This window comes from Glutamicibacter sp. AOP38-B1-38 (assembly GCF_052377485.1).
Lineage (GTDB): Bacteria > Actinomycetota > Actinomycetes > Actinomycetales > Micrococcaceae > Glutamicibacter.
The window spans coordinates 127,067-153,272 of sequence record NZ_JBQSWU010000003.1; the positions used below are offsets into that span (position 1 = coordinate 127,067).

The window sequence follows — 26,206 nt, forward strand, 5'->3', positions numbered from 1 at the left end:
TCAAAAGTTTTCTGCTGCTTAGCGCAGCCCGAGCTTGGACGAGCAGTGTGGCCAGTGGCCCCATCCGCCGTTGGCACGCAGCTTCTCAGCGGTAGCAATCTGTTCCTGAGGGCTGGCCTGGTGTGGCAGCGGCGCGTACTTCGTTCCGCCGGCTCCGCGCCATGACGAAGCGGAGAACTGGAGTCCACCGTAGTAGCCGTTACCGGTGTTGATCGACCAGTTGCCACCGGACTCGCACTTGGCCAGAGCCGCCCAGGTAGAGGAGATGCTACCGGTTGGAGCCTTGGTCTTGGAGTCCGAGCTCTTGGAATCCGAGCTTGATTCAGGCTTCTTGGTTCCGACTCGAATAACCTCTGCGACTGGCTCCTTGGTGACCTTGGACTTCAGAACTTCTTCCTCGCCCTTTTTACCGTTGCGGGTTTCCTGGCGAAGCGTTAGTTCACGCTCGCCCTTTTTGCCCTCGGTTTTGACCTTGGTCTTGCCCTTTTCGAGCTTCGAATCCTTGACCTTCTCGGTATCAAAACCGATCTCTCGCTTTTCATCCCAAGTCTTCACCGAAACGACGATGACCTCGATCTTGGTGTCGTCCTCGATCTTGGTGCTGGTCTTCGCGTCCTTGTCGGTGTCTTTACCTACTTGAACGTTGACCTCGTCGTCCTTGTCGAGCTTGACCTTCTGCTCGGCAAGCAGTTCCTTGACGGTCTGCGCGGTGGTCGAAATCTTCTGCTTCTTCTCGTCGACAAGCAGAGTCACATTTTTAGGGGTGATGATCTCGATTTCGTCGCTGAGGCTGACGAGCTCGATATCTTCGCCGAGGGATACTTCCGACTTCTCATCCAGCTTCAGTTCGTCCATGACATCCGCCACGGTCATGCCGGTGGTGTGCACTACTCGGTCGGTGCCATCGATGCTGACCTGTACCGACTTGTTGCGGCTGATCTCGATGCGCTGCTCATCGGAAAGCTCCGAATCTGCGGCCACGCTCAACTCGTCACGCTCGTAAACGCTGATGCCTTCCTGCTCAAGGGCATCCTGCACGGTTGCTGCGCGGGTGGTGAAGATCTGCTCATCGCCATCAATGGCCACGGTCACGGACTTCTGGCCGGAAATATAAAAAACAGCTCCGGCAATGACCACGGCAACAGCCACGGCCTGGGCCAGATATTTGACCCAGCTTTTTTTGAGCAAGTGCATCACGGTAGTGAGATCCCCATCGTTTGTAGGTCGAACGCCAGGAAGATACTCCCGGTAAGTCTTGCTCAACCGTGGCGGCCAGGCCGCCAGTATAAAATTCAGTTTGCGCGTCACCCGATCCACGGAGGATCTAGTCCCCTACGGAAATACGGCAACGCACTAGGTTGCGACCGGCTCAGGGCGCGCTCGCAACTCAACGCTTTCCAATAACCGTAACCGAATTGTAATAATTGGCGCAACCTTTATATGTCGGAAACCACACCCGGCAGGACTACAATGCGCCGTACACCGCACCCGTATTCGCGGCTAGCTGCTCGCACAATTGAGCTAGTTCAGCACCCCTGGTTTCAGCCATAAAGCGGACGGTATGGGGGATCATGTAGCTCGCATTTGGCCGCCCCCGGAAAGGATGTGGCGTCAGGAACGGCGCATCCGTTTCGACAAGCAACAACTGCGGGTCTGCTAGGCGCAAGGCCTGCTGGAGATCCGTTGAATTCTTGAAGGTCACGGTCCCCGAAAATGACATGCACCAGCCGTTGGCATTGCAGATCCGCGCCAGCTCGGCGTCGCCGGAAAAGCAATGGAAAACCACGCGCTCGGGCAACGGCGCATCGTTCAAGATCCGAACCACATCATGATGTGCGTCACGGTCGTGGATTTGGACTGCTTTTCCATGTTCCACGGCGATCCGCAAATGCTCGCGGAAGGACTTTTCCTGCGCATGATGCCCCGCTTCGCCCGTTCGGAAGTAATCCAGCCCGGTCTCACCGATGGCCCGCACCCGCTCGTTTGCCGCCAACTCCTCGATCTGCTCAATCGCGGCCTCAAGTTCGCCATGCTCCGCTAGGCGTGCGGCATCATTGGGGTGGATAGCGATCGCAGCCAAGATGTTTGGAAAGTCCTTGGCCGCCTGCACGGCGAATTTTGACGATTCCACGTCGCAGCCAACCTGGATCAGCCCCTCCACCCCGACCGCTGCGGCCGCGCTGAGGGCCTGCTGCACACTGGCATTCACCGAACCATCGCGAAAATCCAGATGCGTATGGTTGTCGATCACCGGTACCGGCAGCGGGGCGGGTGCCTCCGGGTAACGGGTATTTCGTTTGCTTCCGTTCTTTTCTGTCTTTGCCGAGCGGGCGCGTTCCCCGGTAGGCGAAGAATTCGATTCTTCTGCCGGACGGTACCCCTCGGGAATCCGTGAGAAATCGGATTCGCTCATCTGCGCACCGGACCTTTCGTCATAAATATTGTCAGTTCTTGGGTCTAATTCTTCCACCACCGGTACACAGGGAAAGAATCAAGGTATTTAGAAGCTATTCGTGGAGAAAAGAACCCCATATGATGTGAACACAAGCTACGGGAATTGCTTAGCGTGTCAAAGATGACCTCGGCACGATAAGTTGCCCAGCCAGGAGAATGCGCATGAGTGCCCACCCAACACTCCCCTTGGTAGATTCGACGTTTAGGTCGAATTACCAACGGATGTTCGATGCTGTGCAGACAGTAATCGCGGGTAAGCCCGAAGCAATTACCAACACCATTGTGGTGCTCCTCGCGCAAGGGCATCTGCTGCTCGAAGACGTTCCCGGAGTCGGCAAAACCATGCTCGCCAAGTCATTGGCCCGCAGCGTCAACGGATCCGTGCACCGAATCCAGTTCACACCGGATCTGCTGCCCAGCGACGTTACCGGCGTCTCGGTGTTCTCCCCGCAAGATCATGAGTTCACGTTCCATCCCGGCCCAATCTTTGCAAATATCGTGATCGCGGATGAGATCAACCGGGCAAACGCGAAGACCCAGTCCGCCCTGCTTGAGTGCATGGAAGAGCAGCAGGTCACCGTGGACTCGATTACCCACCCATTGCAGAGGCCATTTATGGTCGTTGCCACACAGAACCCCATAGATTCGGAAGGTACGTTCGCGCTGCCAGAGGCACAACGGGACAGGTTCATGGGTCGAATTTCGATGGGCTACCCACACCGCGAAGCAGAAATTTCCATGCTCACCAGCCACCATGTAGCCGAACCGCTTGACTCGCTGCGCTCAGTGCTTGAGCTCGAACAACTGCGGCAAATGATCGAACAAGTGAGGCAGGTGACCGTTACCGATCGGTTGAGTGGCTACGTCGTTGATTTGGGTCGGGCCACCCGCGACCATCCGCATATCTCGTTGGGCGCTTCGCCTCGTGCGCTCGTGCAATGGGTCCGCGCCGCAAAATCCCATGCGGCTATTAACGGACGGGATCATGTATTGCCCGAAGATGTGCGTGGAGTAGCCGAGATGCTGCTCTCGCACCGGCTGATCCTGACCCGCAGGGCATTATCCGAAGGCGTGGAACCCGCTGCTTTGATCCAGGAGCTTGTTTCCGCCACACCAGTCGGATAGGCAAGGCACGCCATGGAAAAAATGCAGCGGTTCGACTCGCGCGATGCTCTGTCGTGGACACGCACGGATTCGACGCCCGCAACGCTACGCCGGTTCCAACTTGACCTGTTCACCGTGCGCGGCTGGGCAACCTTGTGCAGCGGAGCCCTGCTGATTTTCCTGGCCTACATCCTGGGCCGCCACGAGATGATGGCTTTGGGCATCGGACTGCTGACAGTGGCCTTGGTCAGTTGGTTGCTGGTATTGCGGCTACGCAATAAATCCAAACTGACCCGCAAACTGCTCACCGCAAATCCGGTGGTCGGTGACATCACCAGGTTGCAGCTGTCCTGTGCGGAGAATGCGAAGGTCAAGGAATCGCTTCCACCCGAGTTTGGGCCGGGCCCCGAATTCACCGGTCCCGGAGAGACCGTGTACGAGCTCATCTTCCGCACCCGCGGAATCCATTTGGTGGGCCCGGCAAAGCAAATTCTTTCTGACCCCTTAGGCCTAGTGGACGGCATGGTCGATTCGGGAGATGCCTTGCCCGTCCCCGTTTGCGCCGAAATTCACCCGCTGGAACGCTTCGCTTCGCTCGGAGACAAGATGCTGACCGGTGATGCACGGTTCTCCCGAAGCACCACCGCCGACTACTATGACGTGGCCACCCGTGATTACCAACAAGGCGACTCGATCCGACAGGTTCACTGGAAAGCCACCGCACGGCAGGGCAAGCTCATGGTGCGTCAAGAAAACCATGTTGCTACTGCCCAGGCATTGTTGGTCTTTGACCGCACCTATGAGCACTGGCATATTAACGGCGCGGACCTGCGTCTGGGGATCCCGCAGGGCGACGGCCCTCCGATCCAAAGCAGCCGACGTTTTGAAATGGCGCTCTCCCTGGCCTGCAGTATCGGCCAACGCTACGCCGCCAACGGTTATCAATTGCTCTTTAGAGAACTTTCGGGAGAACAGTTGCTCAAGGCCGGCAGCGTCTCGCTGTCTGGGGCTTCCGCCCAGGCCGGATTTGAAGACTTTCATGCCGCGAGCGCCGAGATGTCGCTGCGCGCACCAACTAACGCCGCCGAGGGACCTGAAATTCTCGGAGAGGGATTGCGCAAGCTGCTGCTGGGCTTTCGCGACGAACCGGTCATCATGATCCTCGGTGAGCTCCGAACCAATCAGGCCGCGTGGCTGGCAACTCTGGCGCGTTCGGTGCGCCATGTCGAACTGTTCCTGCTGGTCTCCCATCCGGAGCGCTACCACGAGGTGCAGCAACACCTGGCCGAGACTGGGTGGAAAGTGCATTTCTTGGCGGCAAACACCAACATCAACGAGTTGTGGTCACGGCCATGAGCGCCGCAGTGACCCAGCGGCCAGCTCCGAACTCCAGCGCGTCGGGCGCTGGGCCCAAAAAACCCAGGACGCATCACCTGTACGCGCGATTGCTAGCGGCTGCAGCTCTGAGCCTTGCCCTGCTCGCTGGTTTCGCCTCGCTCAGCGGAGTCGTCCAAGGCGGGGCGTGGTTCGGAGCCTTGATCTGGCCAGTGGTCTTCATCCATGGCAGCGCCGGGGTATTGCGCGGCATCCGTGGCTGGCACTGGGCTGCATTGCCTGTTGCCTTGCTTGTGGCGGTTGGCGCGGTCCTGGGGCACCAAACGATGCGCGCCAATCCCCCCTCCATGAGGCTCATCGATTGGTTCGGTGCGCTAGCCTCCGAGGCCGCCATACAGTTCTCCACCCAGGTGCCCCCGGTGGCCTACTCACGATATGTCGAGTTCGTTCTGCTTTTGCTCGCGGTGGTGCTGAGCCTCGTGGTCGAGGTTCTCGCATCATTCAAGCGCCTAGCGCCACTGGTGATCATGCCATTGTGCTTCGCCCCGGTGATCGCGTCGCTGTTCAAACAAGAAGGGGCGGGCATCGGCTATCTCGTGCTGATGACGCTGGCAATACTTGGTTATTTCGCACTGCTCCCCTATATTTTCCGTTCCGAACCTACAGGCGCGGGATTACCAGCGAGACGACAGGTGGGAATCCTCGCCGTCACCGCTGCCGCCTGCGCCCTCGCGATGATTCTCAGCGGCCTGTTCATGCCGGGCTTTCGCAATGGCATGCTCCCCGAAGGCACTCGGCCTTCCGGCGACCTCTTAGCCAGCAACGTTGACCCGCTGCTCAATCTGGGCCGAGATCTGAGAGCGAACAATGGAAGCGTCGCTTTTAGCTATCTCACCAGTTCTGCTGAACCGGTATATCTGCGTACCTCGATTATCGAAGATCTGAGCGCCACCCGCTGGGAACCGAGCGAAGATTTGCTCCAATCCGCGTATTTTGGGGACACCGCGATGGACACCGATGCCGACATTTTCAACGGAACCCCCGAGCTCACCCAATTGACTTGGGATGGGCAGGTCAGCAGCCCTAGTCTGCCGCTGCCAGACCGCAGTTTTTATATCACCGGCATCAATGGTTCCTGGAACTGGACCAAGCAGACCTCCGTGGCTCGGCTCAGCGGGGATGCCATGGCCGAAACAGGCCAAGTCACCGTGGGACACACGCAAATGAATTTGAGCGCGGAGATGGCGCGCAATCTTGGTTACTTTGGCGGCGAGCTGACGAATGAAATAGCGAATGTAAATCTTTCTATGCCCGAGGACCTCGACGGCGAATTCGACCAATTGCTGCGCCAGACGCTCGCCGAAGCCTACGGCGCGCAGGGCCCCCCGGCGAACGACTTCGATAAGGCCGTCGCCATTCAGGATTTCCTGCGTTCGGCTGCTTTCGGATATTCCGAACGCACGCCGCTCCGCGAAGGCTATGACGGAGCTAACCGGCAGGTAATTAAGGCGTTCCTGGATCGCCGTCAAGGTTACTGCGTACATTTCGCTTCCACGATGACCCTGCTGGCACGAGCGTCCGGGATCCCTTCGCGCATCGTGGTCGGCTATGCCCCCGGCGAGCCAACCGGTGAGACGTTTAATGCTGCTGACCTTGCCGAAGGCAACGGGATCGGGCGCAATGTGCCTCCGGAAGTTGAATTCACCGAATATGAGGTAACCGGCCAACAAGCCCATGCCTGGCCCGAATTGTTCCTCCCGGGGATCGGCTGGGTTCCTTTTGAACCGACCCCCGGCCAAGGTCAGGCACCTGACTACGCCCCGGGGGCAACGTCCAACGAAACGCCGCAAGAGGTGCCCGAGGAACTGAATCCTTCCGGTGCCCCGGAACTCGATGACCCGGAGGCCGAGGAAAGCGCAACCGCCAACGTGCCGCAACAAAATACCGTGCAGGCCGAAGACTATGGCTGGATGATCGTGCTTGGAGTCTTGGTGCTCGCCTTGCTACTGGCGGTTCTCCCCTGGCAGCGCGCTCGATTGCGTCGGCGCAGAATCGAACAAGTTCTTGCCGGCGGTGCCGGGAGCGCCCAGGCATTATGGGATGAGCTGCGTGCGTTGGGTGCGGACATCGGCAGCCCCGCCGGTGAACAGGAATCGGTCAGCGACTACACTCTGCGCTTGACCGAGAACCACCAGCAGCTTGCAGCGCCCTTGACGAGGCTTCGTGAAGGAATTCAGGCAAGCTTCTACGCTCATCGCCACCCGGATGGGGAACAAGGCGCCGACCTGGTAGCCGCGCTGGAACAGCTCGCTGCCCAGCTGCGCCGCGAGCTGCACGGCACGCAACGCGTGCTCTGCTTCTGCTTCCCGGCTTCCCTGCGCGAGCGGCAACTGCGCGAGGCAAATCGGTTCACCAACGCACACTAATCTGCGGGATTAACTGCCTGAAGCCCAACACCTGAAAGGCGTTGGGCTTCACGGGCAGCTACCGTCCGCCAAATGCTAGCGGCCGTGGACTACCGAAATTACCTAACCGGTGCGTATGGGTCGGCAATGCCGATGTACTGCACGGTGGTGTATTCCCCGAGCCCCTCGGCGCCGCCTTCACGGCCCAGACCCGACTGCTTCACGCCACCGAAGGGTGCGGCAGCGTTGGAGATGACCCCGGCATTGAAGCCGACCAGACCGAACTCGATCTGCTCGGAAACGCGGAACATCCGGTTGAAGTCACGAGAGTAGATGTAGGAAGCCAGTCCGTACTCGCTGGCATTGGCAAGGCGAATCGCGTGCGCCTCATCCTTGAAGGTGGTCACCGGGGCGACCGGGCCGAAGATCTCCTGGGTAAGGATCTTCGCGTCGTTGGCAACGTTAGCCAACACGGTGGGCTGGTAGAAGTAGCCTGGACCCGCTACCGGAGCACCGCCGGTGACTGCCGTGGCGCCCTGTGCAACGGCGTCGGTCACCAGCGCGTGGACCTCCTCGCGAGCCTTCTCCTCGACCAACGGGCCAACGGTGGACGATGGGTCGGTTCCGCGTCCGGTCTTCAGCGCCTTCATCGCTTCCGAGAACTTCGCGATGAACTCCTCGGCCACATCTTCATGTACCAGGAAGCGGTTCGCTGCGGTGCAGGCTTCGCCCATATTGCGCATCTTCGCGGCCATGGCGCCTTCGACGGCTGCGTCCAGGTCAGCGTCTTCGAAGACGAGGAATGGTGCGTTGCCGCCCAATTCCATCGAGGTGCGCAGCACCTTGTCTGCGGCATCCTTCATCAGCTGCTTGCCGACCGGGGTGGAACCGGTGAAGGAGACCTTGCGCAGACGGTCATCTTGCATCAGCGGGCCGGAGATCTTCGATGCCGAGGATCCCGAAACCACGTTCAGCACGCCTGCCGGCAGTCCGGCTTCCATCATGGTGGCGGCGAATAGCTGGGAAGTCAGCGGGGTGAGCTTCGCGGGCTTGAGCACCATGGTGCAACCCGCGGCGATTGCCGGGCCGACCTTGCGGGTGGCCATCGCCAGCGGGAAGTTCCATGGGGTGATCAGCAGGCACGGACCCACCGGCTTGTGGTGGACCAGAACCTTGTTCTTGCCCTCCGGGGTAGTGACGTAGCGGCCGTAGTGGCGCACGGTCTCTTCGGAGAACCAACGCAAGAACTCGGCACCATAGGTAACTTCGCCGCGGGCCTCGGCCAGTGGCTTGCCCATTTCCAGGCTCATCAGCAACGCAAAATCGTCGGCGCGCGCGGTGACCAAGTCAAAGCCGCGGCGCAGGATTTCGGCGCGTTCGCGTGGAGCGGTCAGCGCCCATTCGGCCTGGACCGCGTCGGCTGCATCCAAGGCCGCCATCGCGTCTTCGCTGGTGGCGCTGGCCAGCGTTGCCAGCTTTTCACCGGTGGCTGGGTCAAGTACGTCGAAGGTGCCACCATCTGAGGCATCTCGCCATTCACCATTGATAAGCAGTCCGGTGGGTACTTTGGCGAGCAGTTCTGCTTCGCGTTCAGCGGTAATCGACATAACGCGGTTCTCCTGAAAGTCGTAAATGAAAGGAATCTTCGTTGATCACAACGCTAGTGCTGGTTTCGAACGACTGTAAATCGCCTGGTGCACTACAAACTCGTTGTTTCATTGTGCATTCAGCCTAAGCGATTTCGGCTATTTTTTCGCTTCGTGACGTTCCGCCAGAACCGCTTCGTACAGGTCCCGCTTCTTCGCCCCGGCGGCTTCGGCGACCTCGGCCACCGCCTGTTTCATGCGCATCCCGTCCGCAACCAGCGTGGAGACCTTGGGAAGCAGATCCTCAATGGAGGCCGTGTCCGGGGCCGAAGCACCGGAGATCACCACGACAATCTCACCGCGGAGACCTTCATCTGCCCATGCCTTGAGCGCACCGAGCTCATCGCGGCGGACCTCTTCGAATTTCTTGGTCAGCTCTCGGGCCACCGCCGCCTGGCGCTGTGCGCCGAAGGCTTCGATCGCCGAGGCCAAGAAGTCAGCGACCCGGTGCGGGGCTTCGAAGAACACCATGGTGCGCTCTTCGTGCAGTAGCGCGCCCAGTCGCTTGCGCCGTTCACCAGCCTTGCGCGGCAAGAATCCCTCGAAGGTGAAACGTCCGGTGGGCAGTCCCGATAGCGCCAGGGCGGTCAGCACCGCCGAAGGTCCAGGCACCGCGGTGACCCGGATGCCTGCTTCCATCGCGGCTGCCACCAAGGGGTAGCCCGGGTCAGAGACCGCAGGCATTCCGGCATCCGAGACGACCAGCACGGTGGCTCCTTCGCGAGCCAGTTCGATCACTTCGCCGAGCTTATGGGCCTCATTGTGTTCATGCAGGCTCATCACCCGCCCGGCGGGTTTAATTCCCAAGGCATGAGCTAGGTGATGGAAGTTGCGGGTGTCCTCGGCGGCGATCACGTCGGCGCTTTCGATGATTTCGCGGAGCCGCGGCGAAGCATCGGACAAGTTGCCAATTGGGGTGGCGCCCAGGACGATTACGCCCTCATTATCTGAGTTCTGCACACCCTTTAGCCTACGCGAAGTACCAAAAGCACACATTCTCAGGGTTACGCCGGTAGCATGAACAACGATGAGCACCACTGCAGCAAAGACCCCAGATACCGGGCACGTGCGTTCCGCGCGCGTTGCCTTCACCTTTGAGAACCTCAAACAAAGGTTATTGCCGGTTGCGGCACCCTCTGGTGCATTGATGTGGATTGTTCCGCTGGTAGTGACCGTTATCGGTGGCCTGCTGCGCTTTGTGCACCTGGCGCATCCGAATATGTTGATCTTTGACGAGACCTACTACGTCAAAGACGCCTATTCGCTCTTGCACTTCGGCTACGAGATGGAATGGGTCGACGAATCAAACGACCAATTCGTTGCCGGCGATCCGCAGCTGAAGGACACCGCCTCCTTCGTGGTGCACCCGCCGCTGGGCAAATGGCTCATCGCTTTCGGGATGATGCTCTTTGGCGAATTCGACGGTTTCGGCTGGCGTTTTGCTACAGCCCTGTTCGGTACGCTCGCGGTTCTGCTGACCACGCTGTGCGCCCGCCTGCTCTTCGGGTCGCATCTGCTGGCGGGTATCGCCGGCCTTTTGATCGCCATCGACGGTCATTCAATCGTCATGTCGCGCACCGCGCTGCTGGATATCTTCTTGATGTTCTTCGTCTTGGCCGCCTTCTATGCGCTGCTCAAGGATCGGATCCACGGACGAACTCAACTCGCCAGAAAACTTTCGGTGCCCGCCGGGAACAGACCCAACGAGTTCCTGCTCATTTTCGGCCCCGTACTCTGGTGGCGTCCCTGGCGGCTCACCGCAGCGATCATGCTCGGCTGCGCGGTTGGCATCAAATGGTCTGCGCTGACCTTCGTTGCGGTGTTCTGCCTGATGGCGGTGCTCTGGGACTTCGGCGCACGGCGCACCGTTGGAATCCAGCGCTGGCAGTCGGCCGCGTTCGTGCGCGACGGCATCTATTCGTTTTTCACCATGATTCCGGTGGTGTTCCTGACCTACCTTGCCACATGGACCGGCTGGCTGAGCACCGCCGGCGGACGCTACCGGCAGTGGGCCGTAGACAATCCCGGCGAGGGAGTCTCCTGGCTGCCTGAGACCTTGCGCAGCTTGTGGCACTATCACCAGGCGAGCTACAACTTCCACACCGGGCTGGATTCGGAACACGGCTGGGCTTCGTCCCCATGGACCTGGCTCTTCTCCGGACGCCCGGTGCTGATGTACTTCGAAGGCTACGACAACGGGCAGAACGGTTGCACGCTGGATCGCTGCACCGAAGTGATCATGGACATGCCGAACCCAGTGATGTGGTGGGCCTGCACGTTGAGCATGATCTTGCTGGTGTTCTGGTGGCTTGGAGCGCGCGATTGGCGCGCCGGAGCACTGCTTTCAAGCGTTGCTGCAGGGTTCCTTCCTTGGCTGATGTACCCCGAGCGCACCATGTTCTTCTTCTACACGCTGCCCTTGGTCCCGTTCATGGTTCTCGCATTGACCTATATGATTGGCAGGTTCATCCCCCGCGAACCGCGCTCTGATGCGGCCTACCGATCACGGGTCGTGATCGTGGCTCTCTTCGTAGCGCTGCTCCTCGTGGTCTCGGCATTTTTCTGGTCCGTATGGTCCGGAGAACTGACCTCGGATGAGTACTATCGCATGCACGTGTGGATCCCTAGCTGGGGATAAACTCCCGTGCGCAGGAGCCACTGCACCATGGGCTGCTCCACCTGACCCCGAACGATTTCAAAGGAATTCCATGCACGAACTGCACGTCGAGCTCCTGCACGACCTCGATCCCCAGGTAAACGCAACCACACTGCTGCTGGACCGGGTTGCCTGCTCGCCAAACGACACCTTGTTCATGGTCCAACGACCCTCCGGGTGGCGAGACGTCAGCGCCCAGGATTTCCTCCGTGATGTAAAGCGGCTAGCCTCCCGGCTGATCATTGACGGGCTGCGACCCGGCGACCGGGTCGCCATCATCTCTCGTACTCGTTATGAGTGGGCGCTGGCGGAAGAAGCCATCTGGTTCGCCGGCGGAATTTCAATACCTATTTATGAGACCTCAAGCCCCTACCAAATCGAATGGATCTTGCGCGATTCCGGCGCACGAGTCGTCTTCGCCGAGGACCACGAGCTACGCGCCAACGTTCGCCGGGCCGCAGCCCAGCTCGGAGAATCCGTCGCCATCCACCTTTTTGAGGGAGCACATACCTCGGATCCGGAAGCGATTCCCGCTGCAGGCCTGCAGCAAATTCTTGTCGGCGAAGCACAGATCGCCGAACAGGAAATCAGCATCGCCTGCGCGAGCCTGAACTTGGAAACCACGGCCACCCTCGTCTATACCTCGGGCACTACCGGACGGCCCAAGGGCTGCAACATCACCCACGCGAACTTCGCCATGGTCGCCTACAACCTCGCCGAGCACATGGCCGAGGTGCTCGGTGAACGCCGCCGCACGTTGATGTTCCTGCCCCTGGCGCACGTCTTGGCCCGTGCGGTCCAACAAGTCTGCATTCACGGTGGCGCCATCATTGCCCATAGCAATTCGACGGCAACGTTGATGGAGGACCTGAACGCCGTCAAGCCGGGGTTTCTGCTGGCCGTCCCTCGCGTTTTTGAAAAGATCCGCACCACAGCACTGAATAGGGCGGAGCAGTCCGGCAAGGCCGAGCTGTTCCACAGCGCCGAGCTGACCGCCATTGCGGTCTCCAAGATCCGGGATGCGAAATCCCGCGGCGAAAAGGTGCGGATGCCACTGGCGTTACGAGCCCGCCACCTATTTTTCGATAAGGTACTTTATCCCAAACTCCGCGCGGTCTTCGGTGGCCAGTGCGGTTACGCGATCTCCGGGGCCAGCGCGCTTAACCAGGATCTGGCGCATTTCTTCCGTGGCGCCGGCATCCAGCTGGTCGAAGGCTACGGACTTACCGAAACCACTGCACCCGCCACGGTGAATCAGGCGCATAACAATCGCGTGGGGACCGTGGGCCGCCCGCTTCCCGGCACCAGCGTCAGGATCGCTGATGACGGAGAAATCCTTGTCAAAGGCATCGGTGTATTCGCCGGATACCACCACAACGACGAAGCCAGTGCCGGGGCATTCACCGAAGACGGGTACTTCAAATCCGGAGATACCGGTCGCCTTGATGACGCCGGTCATCTATTGGTCACCGGGCGCAAGAAGGAACTTATCGTCACCGCCGGGGGCAAAAACGTCTCCCCCGGTCCGTTGGAGGAAATGGTCCGGGCCGGCCGGATAGTGGACCAATGCGTTGTGGTCGGTGAGAACAAACCGTTTATCGCGGCTTTGGTCACCCTAGATGCCGAAGAGCTGGCATTGTGGTCCAAGGCCCGCGATGTGGGCCAGCTGACGCTTGGCGAGGCGGCGCTGCACGACAAGGTGCGCTCCGAGGTGCAAAGTTATATTGACGCCGCAAACCAGACTGTCTCCCAGGCAGAATCGATTCGCAAATTTGTGGTTCTTCCTGCCGAGTTCACCGAGGCTTCCGGACATTTGACCAGCTCGCTAAAGCTTAAGCGCCAGCAAGTCCTGGATGATTTTGCCTCCGAAGCCCAAGAGCTATACCGTCGCTGACAGGCCTTTTAACAATTAAACCTCGGGATCCGTACTGCCCGGTTCCCGAGGTTTAAGTGTTCCAGGACGCTTTGCCCCGAGTAGTTCCTTAGCTGTTCAAGCCGTAAACTCGCGCTTCTTGGCGCAAACGTGAGCTTTCGCGGCGACGCCCGGTTGGCCAGCAGGTAATGAGCGCAACAAGCGCGGTGGCAACCACCAACACCCCGATGGCAAGCGCGGAATCGACCCAGAACTGCTCGGGGTATAGACGGATCAGGGTGTCGCTGAGGTTGAAAGTCCAGGTGCCTTCGGCGAAGAACAACTGGTGGAAACCGGAGAAGAACGTGTTCCACCCGGTAATGGCGATGACCGCGATTCCGGCAATTAGCACCAGGGTCAAGATTGCCCCGGAGAAGAGCGCTCGGCGCACTCCGCCGGAGTAACGGTTGGCCAGGTAGACGATGAAGATTATGGCCAATACCGCTAGCACGGCCCCGATGACATAGCCCAAACCGATCAGGTTTTTCACGTCAAGCATGTGCTGCACCTCTTGGGCGGTGAACATACTGGAGCCAGTCGGAAGTTTCAATCCAGATAAAAATTCCGGGCCAGCGAAGTTATTCAGGTAGTCCACCCCGTAGCTGCCATAGGTTAGGCGTTCCGGATCGGTGAAGCCGAACTGGTCGCTGGGGAACCCTGGCCGGGCGTAGGCCAGCGCCAAGAACGCTGGGGTGGCGACCAGACGAATCGCGGCGATCAGCGTCAATACCGGGAAGATGAGTGCAAGCAGCACCTGTGCGGTGCGGGCCAGCGGCGGCTTGGAATTTAATGCGCGTTCGCGAGCCACACGGCGTTTGACCGCTGCCTCGGATGGCTCCGACTCCGGAGCGTAGTTCCCAAAGACACGCGAACGCGCCTGGGCAACTGCGGCGGACGTAGTCTCTGGGTTGTCTTTATTTGGTGCAGCGCTGACCGGTGGCACCGTCTGTTTGGCTTCGTTGAGCGGCGCATCAGATTTGGCAGGTACCTCGGCTTTTGTGGAGGCCTTCGGCTGCTGCTGTTCCGCGTCGAGTTCATGCGGAAGTTTAATCGCTCGAATGATGTCCTCTACCGGCTCGTCGGTTTTCGGCTTGGCTGCACTCGTAGCTGGCTTGCTCACTGCTGGCTTAGCTGCGGCCGATTTGGCTGCTGCTGCCGGCTTGGCTGCTGTTGCCGGCTTGGCTGCTGTTGGTTTGGCTGCTGCCGGCTTAGTCGCCGCAGGTTTGGCTGGCGCAGGATTCGCGACGGGTTTGGTAGCTGCTGGTTTGGCCGTCGCAGGCGTCGTGGCCGGCTGCACCGTGGTTGGATTCGCTGCGGGCTTGGTATCTGAAGTTTCAGAAGCTGCCGGCTTCGCCTCGGCAGGCTTGGATGCTGCTGCTTTGGCCCCTGATGGGTTCAAGAACGCTGCTTTCGCAGCGGCCGCCGCCTTTGCAGCACGAGCGTCCTGCTGAGCTTTGGCTTGTTTTTTATGCTCTTCAAGGCGTGCCGACAATTCGTCGGCTCGCTGGCTGAGCGTGGCCTTGGTGACCGACTCGTTCGATTCAGCATTGGTGGCCGCGATGGGCGTGTCCGGGCCTTCTGGGCCCTTACCACCGGGGGTGTTCTTCGCCGCCTCAGCCATGAGGAGTCCTCCTGCAAATCGCGCGATCTCTGACCATCATAAATAGACGAAACCTGCACAACAGGCCCCGCGGTTTCAGCTTATCCAGCCGACCGCGCCAATCCGCGCATTACCACACCTAAATTAGGACCGTGGTGCGGGAAACGGTAAAGCCAGCCATTCCCATCCGATTAGTAGGAATGCGGAATTGTCTACTGCGGCGCACCCCACGGTGCAGCGGGAGGCTAGATCCCACGCGAAGCTAAATAACCTCGGTGGCAATTCTTAGATTTCTTCGGCCTCCGGCGGAAGCACTGCCAACCGTGGACGAGAATCGAAACGGGTGCCGCGCACCTCACGGGGTGCAGGTGTTTCGACAGAGTGCTTGGGTTTACGCTCTTCACGCACGGCATTCATCAGTGCGTGCAATTCATCTTCGTTTTCAATGACCTCTGGCAGGGCGCCGCGCAGCAGGTTCCACCCGCTGGGCACCGTGAGCCGGTTGGCGTGCCGTGCGCACAGGTCATAGCAATGCGGCTCGGGGTACTGCGCCAATGGCCCGAGTACGGCGGTCGAATCGGCGTAGTTGTAGGTGAGGGTTGCACGGGCCGATTCACGGCACGCGGGGCGAGAGCAAAGACGAAGACTTTCCACGGCTTCAAGTCTACTCGTGCTAGACGTCCTAGCCCGGTAATCTAGCCCGAACGGCCACGTTCGCTCGCGCAAACGTTTACTGTGGAGCCATGGAGCATAATCCCCAGAGTCCGCCGCAGCGCTCGCGCCGCAACCGTCATGGACGCGGACGGCGTGGTCCGTTGATGCCAATGCACCTGCCCGCCTTCCGCACGCGACCGGAACGCTTTGATGACGCGGTGATGGCCAGCGCCCAACGATTAGGCGAACGCTGGGGCCAAAAACTCGCGATCATCGATTTTCGCATCGTCCCGGTACCCGGCGACAAGGTCATGACTCAGGCCGCGGCCGCCGGAGACCGCATGCCGCTGTCCTCTGCTCGACCGGCAACGGCTAAGCGCCGTGCCCGGATTTCCATTTATCGGCTGCCTTTGGAGCAAGCTAGTCATAGCCACACGGAATTAGTCGACCTCGTACACCAGTGTGTGGTGCACGAGGTCGCTAATTTGTGGATGCTTTCGCCCCACGAAGTTGATCCCGAATATTTCCCGGAAAACCCGGATTTTTAGTCCTGCTAGCCGCCGACGTTGACGACGATACCGTCACGTCCGACATTGGCTTGAGGCATGGCAGCCCAGGCCAGCGAACGATCCGACCCGAAGATCAACTGGCCAATATAGGCGTTTGCATCTGCAGAGAAGATCACGGCTTGGGCTTCTTCGGTGATTTCCTTCGGTTTGAACACCATGTTCTGCCCGGTCTTCACCTCGAGTTTGGTCGGCTTTGAAAGCTTCCCATCCTTGTCGACCACAACTGCTTCGACAGAGGCATCGGCCGATGGCGCGGCAATGCTGAATTCACCGGTGCCGTTCGCTGAAATAGGCGCAACCTGCTTTCCCGCCAGTGGCATGGAGCTGGCGGCCCAGGCGTTGTCCGAGGAATCCTTGGGATCCGCGCCGCGCACCATGCGCACACTGCTGGTCACCGGAGCATCAGCTTCCACGACTACGGTGTAAGCGCCCGCTTCGAGACCGTTGAGGTCGATGACGCTAGTTGCGTCGGAGGCTACCGCGAGGTTCGAGCCAAGATCCGCCTTGACTTCGCCCTCGGCACCCAAGATCTTCACCTTGAAACCTGCCCCCTGCGCACCTGTGGCCGAAACATGAAGCTGCGGCACCAGTTTCTTGTCATCTTTGCTTAGTTCGTTTCGGTCATTCTTGTTGCCAAGCCAAACGCCCGGAATCACCTGCGTATTGGCTGCCGAAGCATTTGCAGCCACTAGGTCTACCCCGGAAGGTGTCAGGCCGCGCAACGCTGCCTGTTGAACTGATGCGGTGATCTTTCCGCCGAGACTGGTGATATCGGCGGACACCGAATCCAAATTCTGGGCGTAGCCGCCAAGCACCAACGCTCGCGAGGATCCCGGCGCAAGCACGACATTCTGCAGCGTTGAGGTGTCGATCAGACCCTCCGGACCGCGCAGATCGATAGAGACCTGGGCGGTGGTGTGGGTCGGGTTCGACAGGTGAAGCACGCTGGTCGCACCGGTATTCGTCATCAGCCCGGTGAAGCGCCAGCCGGAGGCTGGAGCCTGGCAGGTCGCCGCGGCCAGTCCCGCGAGATCTCCATCCTTGGCCAAGAAACTGCGCATGGCGCTACCCCAGGAAGGTAGTTCGCCCAAGGGTTGCAGGGAGAAGACTTGCGCCTTGTCTCGGCCGTTGGTGGTGTTTACCTTTCCAACACGACCGGTCAACCCCTCGTCATCCGCACCCAGAGACTGCGCCGCTTCAGCATCCGGAATGCGTTCGCTGAGCTGGGCCGGATCTGAACTGCCCAGGTCCCGGAGTGTGGCACCGGGAATTCGTTTACCCAAGTCTGAGACCAGGGCTGTGCGAATATTGCTTGAGATTTGTTTTGCACCGGCGGCGAACTGTGGATCGGTACCGTCCACGCCCTTGAGAAGTTGCGGAGTTCCGGCACAGACGGACTGGGCATCGCCGGCCGGAAGACTGGTCACCGCCGCGGGGAGCGCCGTATTGGACGGTTGCGGTGCAAGCACCGAAGCCGCGGCGACCACGCCACCGGCGGCAATGATGGCCACCAGGCTGAGCAGCACGGCGCCCGCACGACGACGCACCGGAGCAGCTTCCTGATCCTTACGTGCCGCCTTATTTGCGTCGTCTAGTTTGCGTCGGCGTCGACTCGCAATCGGATCTGCGGGCGCCGAGGCCTCGCTGTTTTCCGCGGCGCCTGCGATAACCGGCTGTGCTAGGGCTGCAGCCATCTTCTCGTCCTTGGCTTCCAGCTCAGCCTTGGCCTCCGGCTCCGCCTGACGCTTTGGCTCCGGCTTAGCTAGCGGCTGGGCCTTTGCCCGGTCCTTGGCTTCGGCCTTTGCGGTGGCTTTGGCCTCGGCCGCTGCTTTCGCCTCGGCTTTCGCAGTAGCCTTCGCCGTTGCCTTGGCCTCTGCCTTGGCTTCCTTCTCGGCTTTGGCCTCGGCACGCAATTCGGACTTGCTCTTTATTGGCCGCTCGCTTGCCGAAGGCCGCACAGTCGGAGCCGATTCCGGCTTCGTCGCAGCCACCGGTTGCGGCGCTGGCTTAGCCGGCTCGGCAGAGGAGCCGGTGTCCGCTGTGACCGGTTTGGCAGCGGGCTTGCCACTGCCGTCCGCGGACGCATTGCCGGCTACCGGTGATCCTTGATCCTTAGGTGGTTCCGCAGCGTGCGCGGGGTGACCGGCATGCTCGTTTTTTGCATCGTCCGCGGCTGGCTCGTCGCTGCCATCCGCGGAGGCATTGCCGGCTACCGGTGATCCTTGATCCTTGCGTGGTTCCGCAGCGTGCGCGGGGTGACCGGCATGCTCGTTTTTTGCGTCATCCGAAGCGGGCTTCTTCTCATCACTCACTACTTTTTCTCCTGCTCGGTGTCGGTGTCCGAAATACGGTCACCGAGCTTCGGGGCCAAGGTGTCACGGATCTCGTGCGTCCGTTCGCGAGCCTCTCGACGGCTCAACGGTGTTGAGCTCGTCTCGGGTTCCGGTTCGAAAGCTGGTTCTGCCGGCTCGCTGGCCACTTCGTCTTGCCCGTCGTCCGATTCCTCGACTGCGCGGAAACGATATTCGCTATTTCGGTAGCTAGCGAGGCGACGGGTACTGGGTACCGGGATCGCTAGCAATACCGCGATAAGCAATACGACGCTACCGAGGATCAGCGTGGGCAATGCCAATGGTTCGAAGTGGGTCAGCGTCAGCTTGCCGCCTTCGGCCGGCACTTCATAGGCCTGCGCCCAGCGGGTATCCGAATCCCGGGGGTAAGCTACCGCACGCAACGGCGCGCCATCGATAGTGGCACGCAGTTTTGGATCCTGCGCGGTCGCCAACACAAGAGTGCGCGGTCCGTCGGCTGCGGGTATCTCAGTATCCTGAATTCGCCCGCGATTGGTGGCCAGTACCTGCACCCGGTCCGACTTGTCGATCAAGCGCGCAAATCCTGCGCCCGCATTTGGCGTGGAGCTTTCATAATTGACGCGCCACAGCCATCCGTTGTCGGTCTGCCCCACGGAGGCCAGGCCGGTCGCAGCATCCAGCACACGCACGGTGGCCGAGACTGATTCACCGGTCTCGTTGAGCACTACAAACCCAACACCCAGGTCTCGCAAGGCTTCGCGGGAGTCGAGTGCTGATTCAGACAAAAGCATTGCCACGGCTTCCCGCTGCACGCTTCCCGTGGCCGAAGCCTCGTTTCGTGCCGGATTCAGCAGCGATCCGCTCAGTTGCGACACCTGCGAAGAACGGCTGATGGCGTCAAGCGTTTCGCCGGCCCCGGTCAGCAGCTGGCTGTCGATCTCGCCCGAAGCCCGTGGGGTCAGCACCAAGGTGCGCTCTGCGGATTCCGCGCGGCCGGCGTCCGCCGCGGTGGCCGGAATCGTCCGTTCCTGCGAGGGCGACACCCGCTGGGCGGCGTTCAGCGCGGTCATGGCGCCATCTGGATTCTGCGAATTCAGTTGCGCGCCGAGTGCCACCGAACCGGCGGCCAACACGCTAATCACGCTCAGCGTTGCCATCAGGCTCAAAACTGCCCGATTCGCCGGAAGGCGAAGTGTGCGTGGCTGCTCCTCATGGCGTAATGCTGCCAGCGCGTTGGCGGCGGCGGCGAGCATCGCGAAGACCGCGAAGGAAACAAATGGCGCGGTGTATGCGCTGACCGTCCTGGACGAGTCCAGGGAGACCGAAATGAAACCGATTCCCCAGCCGGCCACCAAGGACAGGGCTGCGGCCCAGACGAGTTTGCGGGAATTTCGACGCATGGTGGAGTCCAGGCTAAAGGATGACCCGAGTGCGCCGAGTACCGCCAAAATCACCACAGGTGCGCCCACAAGAGCCCCTGCGACCAATGCCCACGGTCCGGCAGGCAGTATTCCCCAACCAAGCGGGGTGAGCATTGCGTCAAAGGCCTCGGGGAAGCCCAAAAGCATCTGCCACAGCGGCGCCGGGTTGAATGCCAGCGGTGCACCAGGTTCGGTAAACAGCAGCCGTGGGTTGCCCAGTGCTTCGAAAAGCAAGGGCAAGTTCCACACCACTGCAGGAAGCGGAACCCACCACAGCGTGCGCGCCCGGCGCGGAGCCGAAAGCGCCAAAACGTAGATCAGCACCACAAGTGCCAAGAAGAAAGGCATTGAGCCGGTAGAAATTACCCACAGGATCAGTGCCGCGCAGGCCGAAGCGGTCCAGGCCGAAGTCTTTTTGGACTGCGCGCTTGGTGCCGGTTTGCCCTCCGGGCGCACGTGCGCGTTGAGCGCACGAAGCATGGCCAGGAAGAACAACGGCAGTAGGACGTGGATAAGTACCGAGCCCACCCGGCCGCTGGCCAGGGCCGAAATAAGGGCAGGCTGCAAAGCCCAGATCACCGCGGCGAAGAAACGTACCGCACGCGAACGGCTCACTACGCCCACGCCCCACCAAGCGGTGAGCGCCGCCAACGGCATGGCCGCCAGGAACAAGATCACCGAAGCCTGGTTCGCGTGGTTGAAGCTGAGCACCGAAAGGAGCCAGTACATGATGTCTGTGTTATCTGGAGCAGCGCTGAAGCCGGTGCCCGCGTTCTGCCACCACGAGGTGGCGTTGGCTCCGATCTCATTCAGCGTGCGCGACAGCGGACGCATGGAACCGCCGCTCAGGGCGTTGGCACCGATCAGCGAACGCCAGGCGATCAGCGAGGCCGCGGTCGTGATGAGCAATGCGAGAATCAGCGACAGCACCGCAGTGGTCCGCGGCGGCCGAGCAATTCGGACAAAGTCCGAGAAGTTCTCGCCGCTTGGCTCCACCATGCCCTCGGCGCCGGAGCCATCGCCGTAGACCTGCGAGTCATCCGTGCCGTTTGACAAGTTTCGCCGGTACTCGCGCACGGCGCTATTCGAAGTCATCAGCTTGCGTACCTGGCCGCGCGGCACCTTGCGGATTTGCTTGATCCCACGGCGCGAGGACACCAACTTCACCGGCGAGAACAAGCCGCGCAGGGTCGAGCCCAAATGGCTGAACCCATGGCCCGGATCCTTGGCTAAAAGAGCCAAAAGGAAGTGCCCGATGCCGCCCAAAAGGAGGCCTAGCCAAAGAAATGGGAGTCCCAAGGTCGGTGCGAACTTCAGCCGCTGAAAGACCTCAGAGCGTCGTGCTTCGCCCGGTCCAGCCAGCGAGTCGACCACGTCGACCTGATGGTAGACCTTCGCGGAGGGAACGACCACCACACGGTGTCCGGCTAATCGGTTGCGCCAGCATAGATCCACGTCGTCGCCGCGGCCTGGCAGCGCCGGATCGAAACCGCCTAATTCTTCAAAGACGTCGCGGCGGATGAACATTCCTGCCGAGGATACGGCGAAGTAGTCGCTTCGGCCGTCGTACTGACCCTGGTCGACTTCGTCGATATCGATCATCGTCAGGCGCTGCGCCTTGCGGTCCACGCTGAGCCCGACTTCGGCCAAGCGGCGAGGATTGTCAATGTCCAGGATCTTGCAACCTGCAATGGTCACGGACTCGGAGGCTTCGACCGTACGCGTCAGTTGTTCTAGCGCGTCGGGAGCCGGCATCGAATCGTCGTGGATGATCCACAGCCACTCGTCGCGATCTGCACGAGCTTCGGGCAGGGAATCCACCGCTTCTTGAACCGAAAGTCCCAACGACCCCGCCGGGGCCGAGAGCAGGGTCGCGTTGGAAGGAAGATTTGCTTTTAATACCTGGCGGGAAGCGTCTTGGGATGACGCATCGACCCCGAGGTACCGTTCAATCGGCCGGGACTGGTTTCGCAGTGCGGCTAAAGTTCGGGGTAAAAAGTCAGCGCCATCGTGCGCGGCAACGATGGCGGTGACATGAATTGGCGGTCGAATTAGATTGCTCGTTTCCGTAGTCGGCGGCGTTCGCGCTCGGAGAGCCCTCCCCAGATGCCGAAGCGCTCGTCGTTGCTCAGCGCGTATTCCAAACATTCTGAACGTACAACACAGGCACCGCAGACACGCTTAGCGTCGCGGGTCGAACCGCCCTTTTCTGGGAAAAATGCTTCGGGGTCGGTCTGCGCGCACAATGCGCGGGCCTGCCAACCGAGCTCGCCTTCGTCGACTTCCCCGCCGACGCCGAGCCAAACGGCCTTGATGCTTTCGCGAACCTGTTCGTCTTCATCCAGCTCCGGAGCCCACGACCCTGCGGTCGATCCGCCTTCGGTTTCCGCTGGCGCATGCTCCCGTAGGAAGTCTTCTGCGGCGTTCTCCAGATCAGCGGCAACCGCAACGCGTGCGGAGTCACCAGCTTGTGGATCGACAAACCAGTCCGATGGTGCACCCTCAACCCCGTATTGGGCGGACGCTACAGCCGATGTCGAAAAATCGGAGTACCCCTGCTCCAGCTTCGTCATGTTGATGTTGGCCTTTCGATTGGTTTGAGAAGATCGAGCCATCCTTGCTCCCGATCCATACGTCTCTATTTATTCCATCGAAATAGTGAAACGATGGACGAGCCGAACTCACCATCTAATTACAGCCGTGTAACTCGGTCATAGTCAAGCGGGGAGGATATTCTATGGAGAGTTCTCAGGAAACTCTCGGCACAACACGCCGCGAAAGACACCAATGAATCCGGCGAGTCGCAACTTCCGCGAATTGTCGGTAAATTCTCAGTAAATTATTTAAGGTGGAAAATGCCGTTCAACTCCGCTAAGGGAGCCTTTGCCGAAGGTCTGCTCGCACCGCGCCGTGCCTCGGCCACTCCATGGCTCACCTGGTACTCGACTTCCGGTGAGAGGATCGAGCTGTCGGGCAGGGTCTTTGACAATTGGGTCGCCAAGAGCGCAAACCTTCTGGGCGAAACTTTCGACCTCGACGAAGCATCGGTAGTGGTCTTGGATCTCAGTGCGCACTGGAAATCCCTGGTCCTGGCGCTTGCCTCCCTGCATCACGGAGCCACCTTGGTTTCCGCCGAACATGACCAGGCGGCCGAGGCGCAACTTTGGATCACCAGCAACCCAACGGATGAGCGCATTCCCGGCGCAGCGGAAATCCTGGCGGTCAACCCCGCAGCCATGGCGCTGTCCTTCGGCGCCGATCTAGGCCCGGTCGCCGAAGACTACAACGCCAATGTGCGCACCTACGGGGACCAGTTCTACCCATCAGCGGTATCCGGCTCACGCATCAGCCTCATCACCCCCGGCGGCCAAGAGCTGTCTAGCGCACAATTATTTGCCGCCGAGGCACCGGCCCGCGGCACCATCTTGGTGCGCGCAGATATCCCGGTTCTTGATCTATTGCCTTACGCGGTGGCGCAGTGGAAGGCCGGCGACACGATCGTATTGATCGATGAAGCCATGGAGGTGAGCGACCGGCTTCGCGAGGGCGAAAAAATCAGCCACGACTACCTAACTGGCTGATTAGCTCTTCCCAGTGGGGATAGTGCCGGTGTCCGGGGAAACGGCCTGGGCGCCGGCACCTTTGTCGTGATGGACCAAAAGCTCATGGTCGTGGGCAAACTTTTCTTCCTGATCCATCTCGGCGCCGAAGACCCAGAAACGGTAGGCGAAGAAACGGAAGATGGTGCCCAGCACCAGGCCAACCACGGAGCCGGCAATAAATACGCTGGTCGGGTCGGTCAGGTTCAACACGTACTTGGTGAACCAAACGCAGGCGGCGGCGATACCCAGGCCGATAGCGTTCATGATCAGGAACATCACCAGTTCACGAGCGACATTTGCCTGGCGGCGATGGCGGAAGGTCCAAAAGCGATTGGCCACCCACGAGAACAAGGTCGCGACGATGCCGGCGATGATCTTGGCCTTGACCTGCGAATCGCTCATCGGTCCATGCAGCAACCACACATAGATGCCGGAGTCGATGATGAACGCAATACCACCGACAACGCCGAACTTCGCCACTTCGCGCCAGAGCAGCGAAATGAGTCCAGCTAGTTTTCGTGAGATGCGCTCGAACATTTTCCTCCAGACGTATCTGCGCTCTTGCTGATCCAATTTCGAATCATCTAGACCTAAAGATCGTCAGAATCCCGGGAAGTTCAGTTCCCTCGGTTATCGGTTTAGTGTTGCCCCGAATACGCAATGGCATGAGGGCACATCTTGCTATTTTATCCGCTTTTCCTGACAATTCCCCGGATTTGGTGAGTAATCAGTCACCGCGAGGACGGGAAGCCGGAACAATTTCGATAACCTAGAGGGGTGAGCTTCCCTAAAATTGGTGTGATTGGCGGCGGGCAACTAGCCCGAATGATGGCCCCAGAGGCCCTGAACCTCGGATTTGAACTGCATGTTCTCGCCGAAGGCCCGGACGTATCGGCGGCACGTTGTGTGCCCGATGCGCCCATTGGCGACTACAAGGACCTAGCGACCCTGCGCGCCTTCGCCCAGGGTAAGGACGTGGTGACCTTCGATCACGAGCATGTCCCCAATGAGTTCCTCACCACACTCATCAATGAGGGAATCAATGTCCAGCCTCGCCCAGAGGCCCTGATCCACGCGCAAGACAAGCTGGTGATGCGTGCCGCGATTGAGAAGCTCGGACTTCCAAACCCGGCGTGGGCCAAGGTGGAGAACGTAGCCGAACTGATTGCCTTCGGTGAGCAGACCGGATGGCCGATCGTGCTCAAAACCCCGCGCGGCGGCTACGACGGCAAGGGCGTACGCATGCTGGAGAACGCTGAGCAGGCCCGAGAAGCCGAAGAATGGTTTGCCAACGGAGCCCTGCTGGCCGAGGACAAAGTGGATTTCACCCGCGAGCTTTCGGCCATGGTCGCGCGCACTCCTTCCGGCGAGACGAAAGCCTGGCCGGTAGTGCACACCATCCAGGTCGCCGGCGTCTGCGACGAGGTAATTGCACCGGCCCAAGACATCTCGGCGGAAACCGCGGCTACCGCATCAAATGCTGCCATGCGCATCGCCGAAGAGTTCGGTGTCACCGGCGTCATGGCAGCTGAGCTTTTCGAAACCCCGGGACGGGGTGCCGGTTTCGTCATCAACGAACTTGCCATGCGCCCGCACAACACCGGGCACTGGACCATGAACGGTTCGGTCACCAGCCAGTTCGAACAGCACCTTCGTGCAGTCTTGGACTTGCCGCTGGGTGAAACCCGCGAACTTGGAGTGACCGTGATGAAGAATTTCCTCGGCGGGGCCAACCAGGATCTGTTCTCCGCATTCCAGGCCGCGTTGGCTGCCGCGCCGGAAGTCAAGGTACACGCCTACGGAAAATCGGTGCGCCCCGGACGCAAGATCGGACACGTTAATGTGGTGGCCGAGGAAGGCCAACGCGTAGAAGAACTACGTGAACGCGCCGACCGGGTCGCGGGCTTAATCCGTGATGGCATCACCCAGACCGCCTAGGCTTTCAGCAAGACCCGCTCATTTTGGGCCACGATCTTCAAGGACATAGATTCTAATGACTGAAACAGCACCACTTGTCGGACTCGTCATGGGTTCGGACTCCGACTGGCCGGTTATGCGGCTGGCCGCCGAGGCGCTTACCGAATTCGGCATCCCCTTCGAGGCCGACGTCGTTTCGGCGCACCGTATGCCCACCGAAATGATCGAGTACGGCCAGCGCGCCCACACCCGTGGCCTGCGCGTGATCATCGCCGGCGCCGGTGGCGCCGCGCATCTGCCGGGCATGCTCGCCTCGGTGACGCCGCTTCCGGTGGTGGGTGTTCCGGTACCATTAGCCAAGCTCGATGGAATGGATTCCCTCTTGTCGATCGTGCAGATGCCTGCCGGCGTGCCAGTGGCTACCGTCTCCATTGGCGGTGCCCGCAATGCCGGCCTGTTAGCTGTGCGTATGCTGGCATCGGGAACCGACGAGCTTGCCAAGTCGTTACAGGTTAAGTTGCTAGCCTTCGCAGATTCGCTGCGCGATTCTGCATATGCCAAGGGCGCCGCGTTGCGTGCCGAAGTAGCAAACGAGAACTTCTCTTCCTAAGGAAAGTCA

19 protein-coding genes are annotated in these 26,206 nt (G+C 60.2%); 9 read left to right on the top strand and 10 right to left on the bottom strand.

All coding sequences use genetic code 11. The annotated features are described in order from the left end of the window. Positions 1–18: 18 nt before the first annotated feature. Positions 19–1,194, bottom strand: coding sequence for a resuscitation-promoting factor (locus tag ACT3TP_RS02825; RefSeq protein ID WP_181148602.1), 1,176 nt, complete (start codon positions 1,192–1,194; stop codon positions 19–21). A gap of 271 nt (positions 1,195–1,465) precedes the next feature. Further along, positions 1,466–2,413 (bottom strand): TatD family hydrolase, encoded by a 948-nt coding sequence (locus ACT3TP_RS02830; RefSeq protein ID WP_444619231.1) that lies wholly within the window; start codon positions 2,411–2,413, stop codon positions 1,466–1,468. 275 nt (positions 2,414–2,688) lie between these two features. Between ACT3TP_RS02830 and ACT3TP_RS02835 the strand changes: the two genes are divergently transcribed. From ACT3TP_RS02835 to ACT3TP_RS02845, 3 genes are read left to right on the top strand one after another with little or no spacing between them, the layout of a single operon-like run. Further along, positions 2,689–3,579 (top strand): AAA family ATPase, encoded by an 891-nt coding sequence (locus ACT3TP_RS02835; RefSeq protein WP_258134085.1) that lies wholly within the window; start codon positions 2,689–2,691, stop codon positions 3,577–3,579. A 12-nt stretch (positions 3,580–3,591) separates the two neighbouring features. After that, on the top strand, positions 3,592–4,914 hold the full coding sequence (locus ACT3TP_RS02840; RefSeq protein WP_444619234.1) for a DUF58 domain-containing protein: 1,323 nt from the start codon (positions 3,592–3,594) through the stop codon (positions 4,912–4,914). After that, positions 4,911–7,319 (top strand): transglutaminase family protein, encoded by a 2,409-nt coding sequence (locus ACT3TP_RS02845; RefSeq protein ID WP_444619236.1) that lies wholly within the window; start codon positions 4,911–4,913, stop codon positions 7,317–7,319. Before ACT3TP_RS02840 ends, ACT3TP_RS02845 begins: the two co-directional genes overlap by 4 nt. 98 nt (positions 7,320–7,417) lie before the next feature. Here ACT3TP_RS02845 and ACT3TP_RS02850 read toward each other — a convergent pair whose 3' ends face one another. Both ACT3TP_RS02850 and rsmI read right to left on the bottom strand, forming a co-directional pair. Then, entirely contained in the window at positions 7,418–8,905 is a 1,488-nt protein-coding gene (locus tag ACT3TP_RS02850) for an NAD-dependent succinate-semialdehyde dehydrogenase (protein ID WP_444619238.1), read from the bottom strand. 138 nt (positions 8,906–9,043) lie between these two features. Continuing rightward, the gene (gene rsmI, locus ACT3TP_RS02855) at positions 9,044–9,904 is read right to left on the bottom strand and encodes a 16S rRNA (cytidine(1402)-2'-O)-methyltransferase (protein WP_444619240.1); all 861 of its coding nucleotides are present in this window, start codon (positions 9,902–9,904) and stop codon (positions 9,044–9,046) included. Positions 9,905–9,971: 67 nt separating this feature from the next. On the opposite strand from rsmI, the gene ACT3TP_RS02860 reads away from it, so the two are divergent. Together ACT3TP_RS02860 and ACT3TP_RS02865 are read left to right on the top strand one after the other, a co-directional pair. Next, positions 9,972–11,582, top strand: coding sequence for a dolichyl-phosphate-mannose--protein mannosyltransferase (locus tag ACT3TP_RS02860; RefSeq protein ID WP_444619242.1), 1,611 nt, complete (start codon positions 9,972–9,974; stop codon positions 11,580–11,582). A 70-nt stretch (positions 11,583–11,652) separates the two neighbouring features. After that, positions 11,653–13,494 carry an AMP-dependent synthetase/ligase gene (locus tag ACT3TP_RS02865; RefSeq protein ID WP_444619244.1) on the top strand — a complete coding sequence of 614 codons (1,842 nt, stop codon included), beginning with the start codon at positions 11,653–11,655 and terminating at the stop codon, positions 13,492–13,494. 88 nt (positions 13,495–13,582) lie between these two features. Here the strand turns inward: ACT3TP_RS02865 and ACT3TP_RS02870 are convergent, their stop codons facing one another. Beyond that, positions 13,583–15,133, bottom strand: a complete 1,551-nt coding sequence (locus ACT3TP_RS02870; RefSeq protein WP_444619246.1) for a TIGR01906 family membrane protein — start codon at positions 15,131–15,133, stop codon at positions 13,583–13,585. Between the two features lie 264 nt (positions 15,134–15,397). Next, positions 15,398–15,766 (bottom strand): DUF3499 domain-containing protein, encoded by a 369-nt coding sequence (locus tag ACT3TP_RS02875; RefSeq protein WP_096287677.1) that lies wholly within the window; start codon positions 15,764–15,766, stop codon positions 15,398–15,400. Between the two features lie 89 nt (positions 15,767–15,855). Here ACT3TP_RS02875 and ACT3TP_RS02880 point away from each other — a divergent pair, with 89 nt between their 5' ends. Further along, entirely contained in the window at positions 15,856–16,314 is a 459-nt protein-coding gene (locus tag ACT3TP_RS02880) for a metallopeptidase family protein (protein WP_444619248.1), read from the top strand. Positions 16,315–16,319: 5 nt separating this feature from the next. Here the strand turns inward: ACT3TP_RS02880 and ACT3TP_RS02885 are convergent, their stop codons facing one another. The 3 genes from ACT3TP_RS02885 to ACT3TP_RS02895 are packed head-to-tail and all read right to left on the bottom strand — an operon-like array spanning position 16,320 to position 22,641. Next, positions 16,320–18,647: a DUF5719 family protein gene (locus ACT3TP_RS02885; protein ID WP_444619250.1), complete on the bottom strand. Its 2,328-nt coding sequence runs from the start codon at positions 18,645–18,647 to the stop codon at positions 16,320–16,322. Further along, complete coding sequence (locus ACT3TP_RS02890; RefSeq protein ID WP_444619252.1) at positions 18,647–22,216, bottom strand: glycosyltransferase; 3,570 nt, start codon at positions 22,214–22,216, stop codon at positions 18,647–18,649. The genes ACT3TP_RS02885 and ACT3TP_RS02890 overlap by 1 nt, the downstream gene beginning before the upstream one ends. Next, a complete protein-coding gene (locus ACT3TP_RS02895) occupies positions 22,120–22,641 on the bottom strand; it encodes a WhiB family transcriptional regulator (protein ID WP_096287805.1) in 522 nt (173 codons plus the stop codon). Before ACT3TP_RS02895 ends, ACT3TP_RS02890 begins: the two co-directional genes overlap by 97 nt. Positions 22,642–22,923: 282 nt before the next feature. Between ACT3TP_RS02895 and ACT3TP_RS02900 the strand changes: the two genes are divergently transcribed. After that, entirely contained in the window at positions 22,924–23,649 is a 726-nt protein-coding gene (locus tag ACT3TP_RS02900) for a TIGR03089 family protein (RefSeq protein WP_096287685.1), read from the top strand. On the opposite strand, the gene ACT3TP_RS02905 is transcribed toward ACT3TP_RS02900, so the two are convergent. Beyond that, positions 23,650–24,207, bottom strand: coding sequence for a GtrA family protein (locus ACT3TP_RS02905; RefSeq protein ID WP_096287687.1), 558 nt, complete (start codon positions 24,205–24,207; stop codon positions 23,650–23,652). 240 nt (positions 24,208–24,447) lie between these two features. On the opposite strand from ACT3TP_RS02905, the gene ACT3TP_RS02910 reads away from it, so the two are divergent. Both ACT3TP_RS02910 and purE read left to right on the top strand, forming a co-directional pair. Beyond that, a complete protein-coding gene (locus tag ACT3TP_RS02910; protein ID WP_444619254.1) occupies positions 24,448–25,608 on the top strand; it encodes a 5-(carboxyamino)imidazole ribonucleotide synthase in 1,161 nt (386 codons plus the stop codon). Between the two features lie 55 nt (positions 25,609–25,663). Next, complete coding sequence (purE, locus tag ACT3TP_RS02915; RefSeq protein ID WP_096287691.1) at positions 25,664–26,197, top strand: 5-(carboxyamino)imidazole ribonucleotide mutase; 534 nt, start codon at positions 25,664–25,666, stop codon at positions 26,195–26,197. Positions 26,198–26,206: the final 9 nt, after the last annotated feature.

What these genes read in the sequence shown, in the direction of transcription:
- ACT3TP_RS02825 (WP_181148602.1), bottom strand. Translation starts at nt 1,194, where the DNA reads ATGCACTTGCTCAAAAAAAGCTGGGTCAAATATCTGGCCCAGGCCGTG.
- ACT3TP_RS02830 (WP_444619231.1), bottom strand. Translation starts at nt 2,413, where the DNA reads ATGAGCGAATCCGATTTCTCACGGATTCCCGAGGGGTACCGTCCGGCA.
- ACT3TP_RS02840 (WP_444619234.1), top strand. Translation starts at nt 3,592, where the DNA reads ATGGAAAAAATGCAGCGGTTCGACTCGCGCGATGCTCTGTCGTGGACA.
- ACT3TP_RS02845 (WP_444619236.1), top strand. Translation starts at nt 4,911, where the DNA reads ATGAGCGCCGCAGTGACCCAGCGGCCAGCTCCGAACTCCAGCGCGTCG.
- ACT3TP_RS02850 (WP_444619238.1), bottom strand. Translation starts at nt 8,905, where the DNA reads ATGTCGATTACCGCTGAACGCGAAGCAGAACTGCTCGCCAAAGTACCC.
- ACT3TP_RS02860 (WP_444619242.1), top strand. Translation starts at nt 9,972, where the DNA reads ATGAGCACCACTGCAGCAAAGACCCCAGATACCGGGCACGTGCGTTCC.
- ACT3TP_RS02865 (WP_444619244.1), top strand. Translation starts at nt 11,653, where the DNA reads ATGCACGAACTGCACGTCGAGCTCCTGCACGACCTCGATCCCCAGGTA.
- ACT3TP_RS02870 (WP_444619246.1), bottom strand. Translation starts at nt 15,133, where the DNA reads ATGGCTGAGGCGGCGAAGAACACCCCCGGTGGTAAGGGCCCAGAAGGC.
- ACT3TP_RS02880 (WP_444619248.1), top strand. Translation starts at nt 15,856, where the DNA reads ATGGAGCATAATCCCCAGAGTCCGCCGCAGCGCTCGCGCCGCAACCGT.
- ACT3TP_RS02890 (WP_444619252.1), bottom strand. Translation starts at nt 22,216, where the DNA reads ATGTTTGGAATACGCGCTGAGCAACGACGAGCGCTTCGGCATCTGGGG.
- ACT3TP_RS02895 (WP_096287805.1), bottom strand. Translation starts at nt 22,641, where the DNA reads ATGACGAAGCTGGAGCAGGGGTACTCCGATTTTTCGACATCGGCTGTA.
- ACT3TP_RS02900 (WP_096287685.1), top strand. Translation starts at nt 22,924, where the DNA reads ATGCCGTTCAACTCCGCTAAGGGAGCCTTTGCCGAAGGTCTGCTCGCA.
- ACT3TP_RS02905 (WP_096287687.1), bottom strand. Translation starts at nt 24,207, where the DNA reads ATGTTCGAGCGCATCTCACGAAAACTAGCTGGACTCATTTCGCTGCTC.
- purE (WP_096287691.1), top strand. Translation starts at nt 25,664, where the DNA reads ATGACTGAAACAGCACCACTTGTCGGACTCGTCATGGGTTCGGACTCC.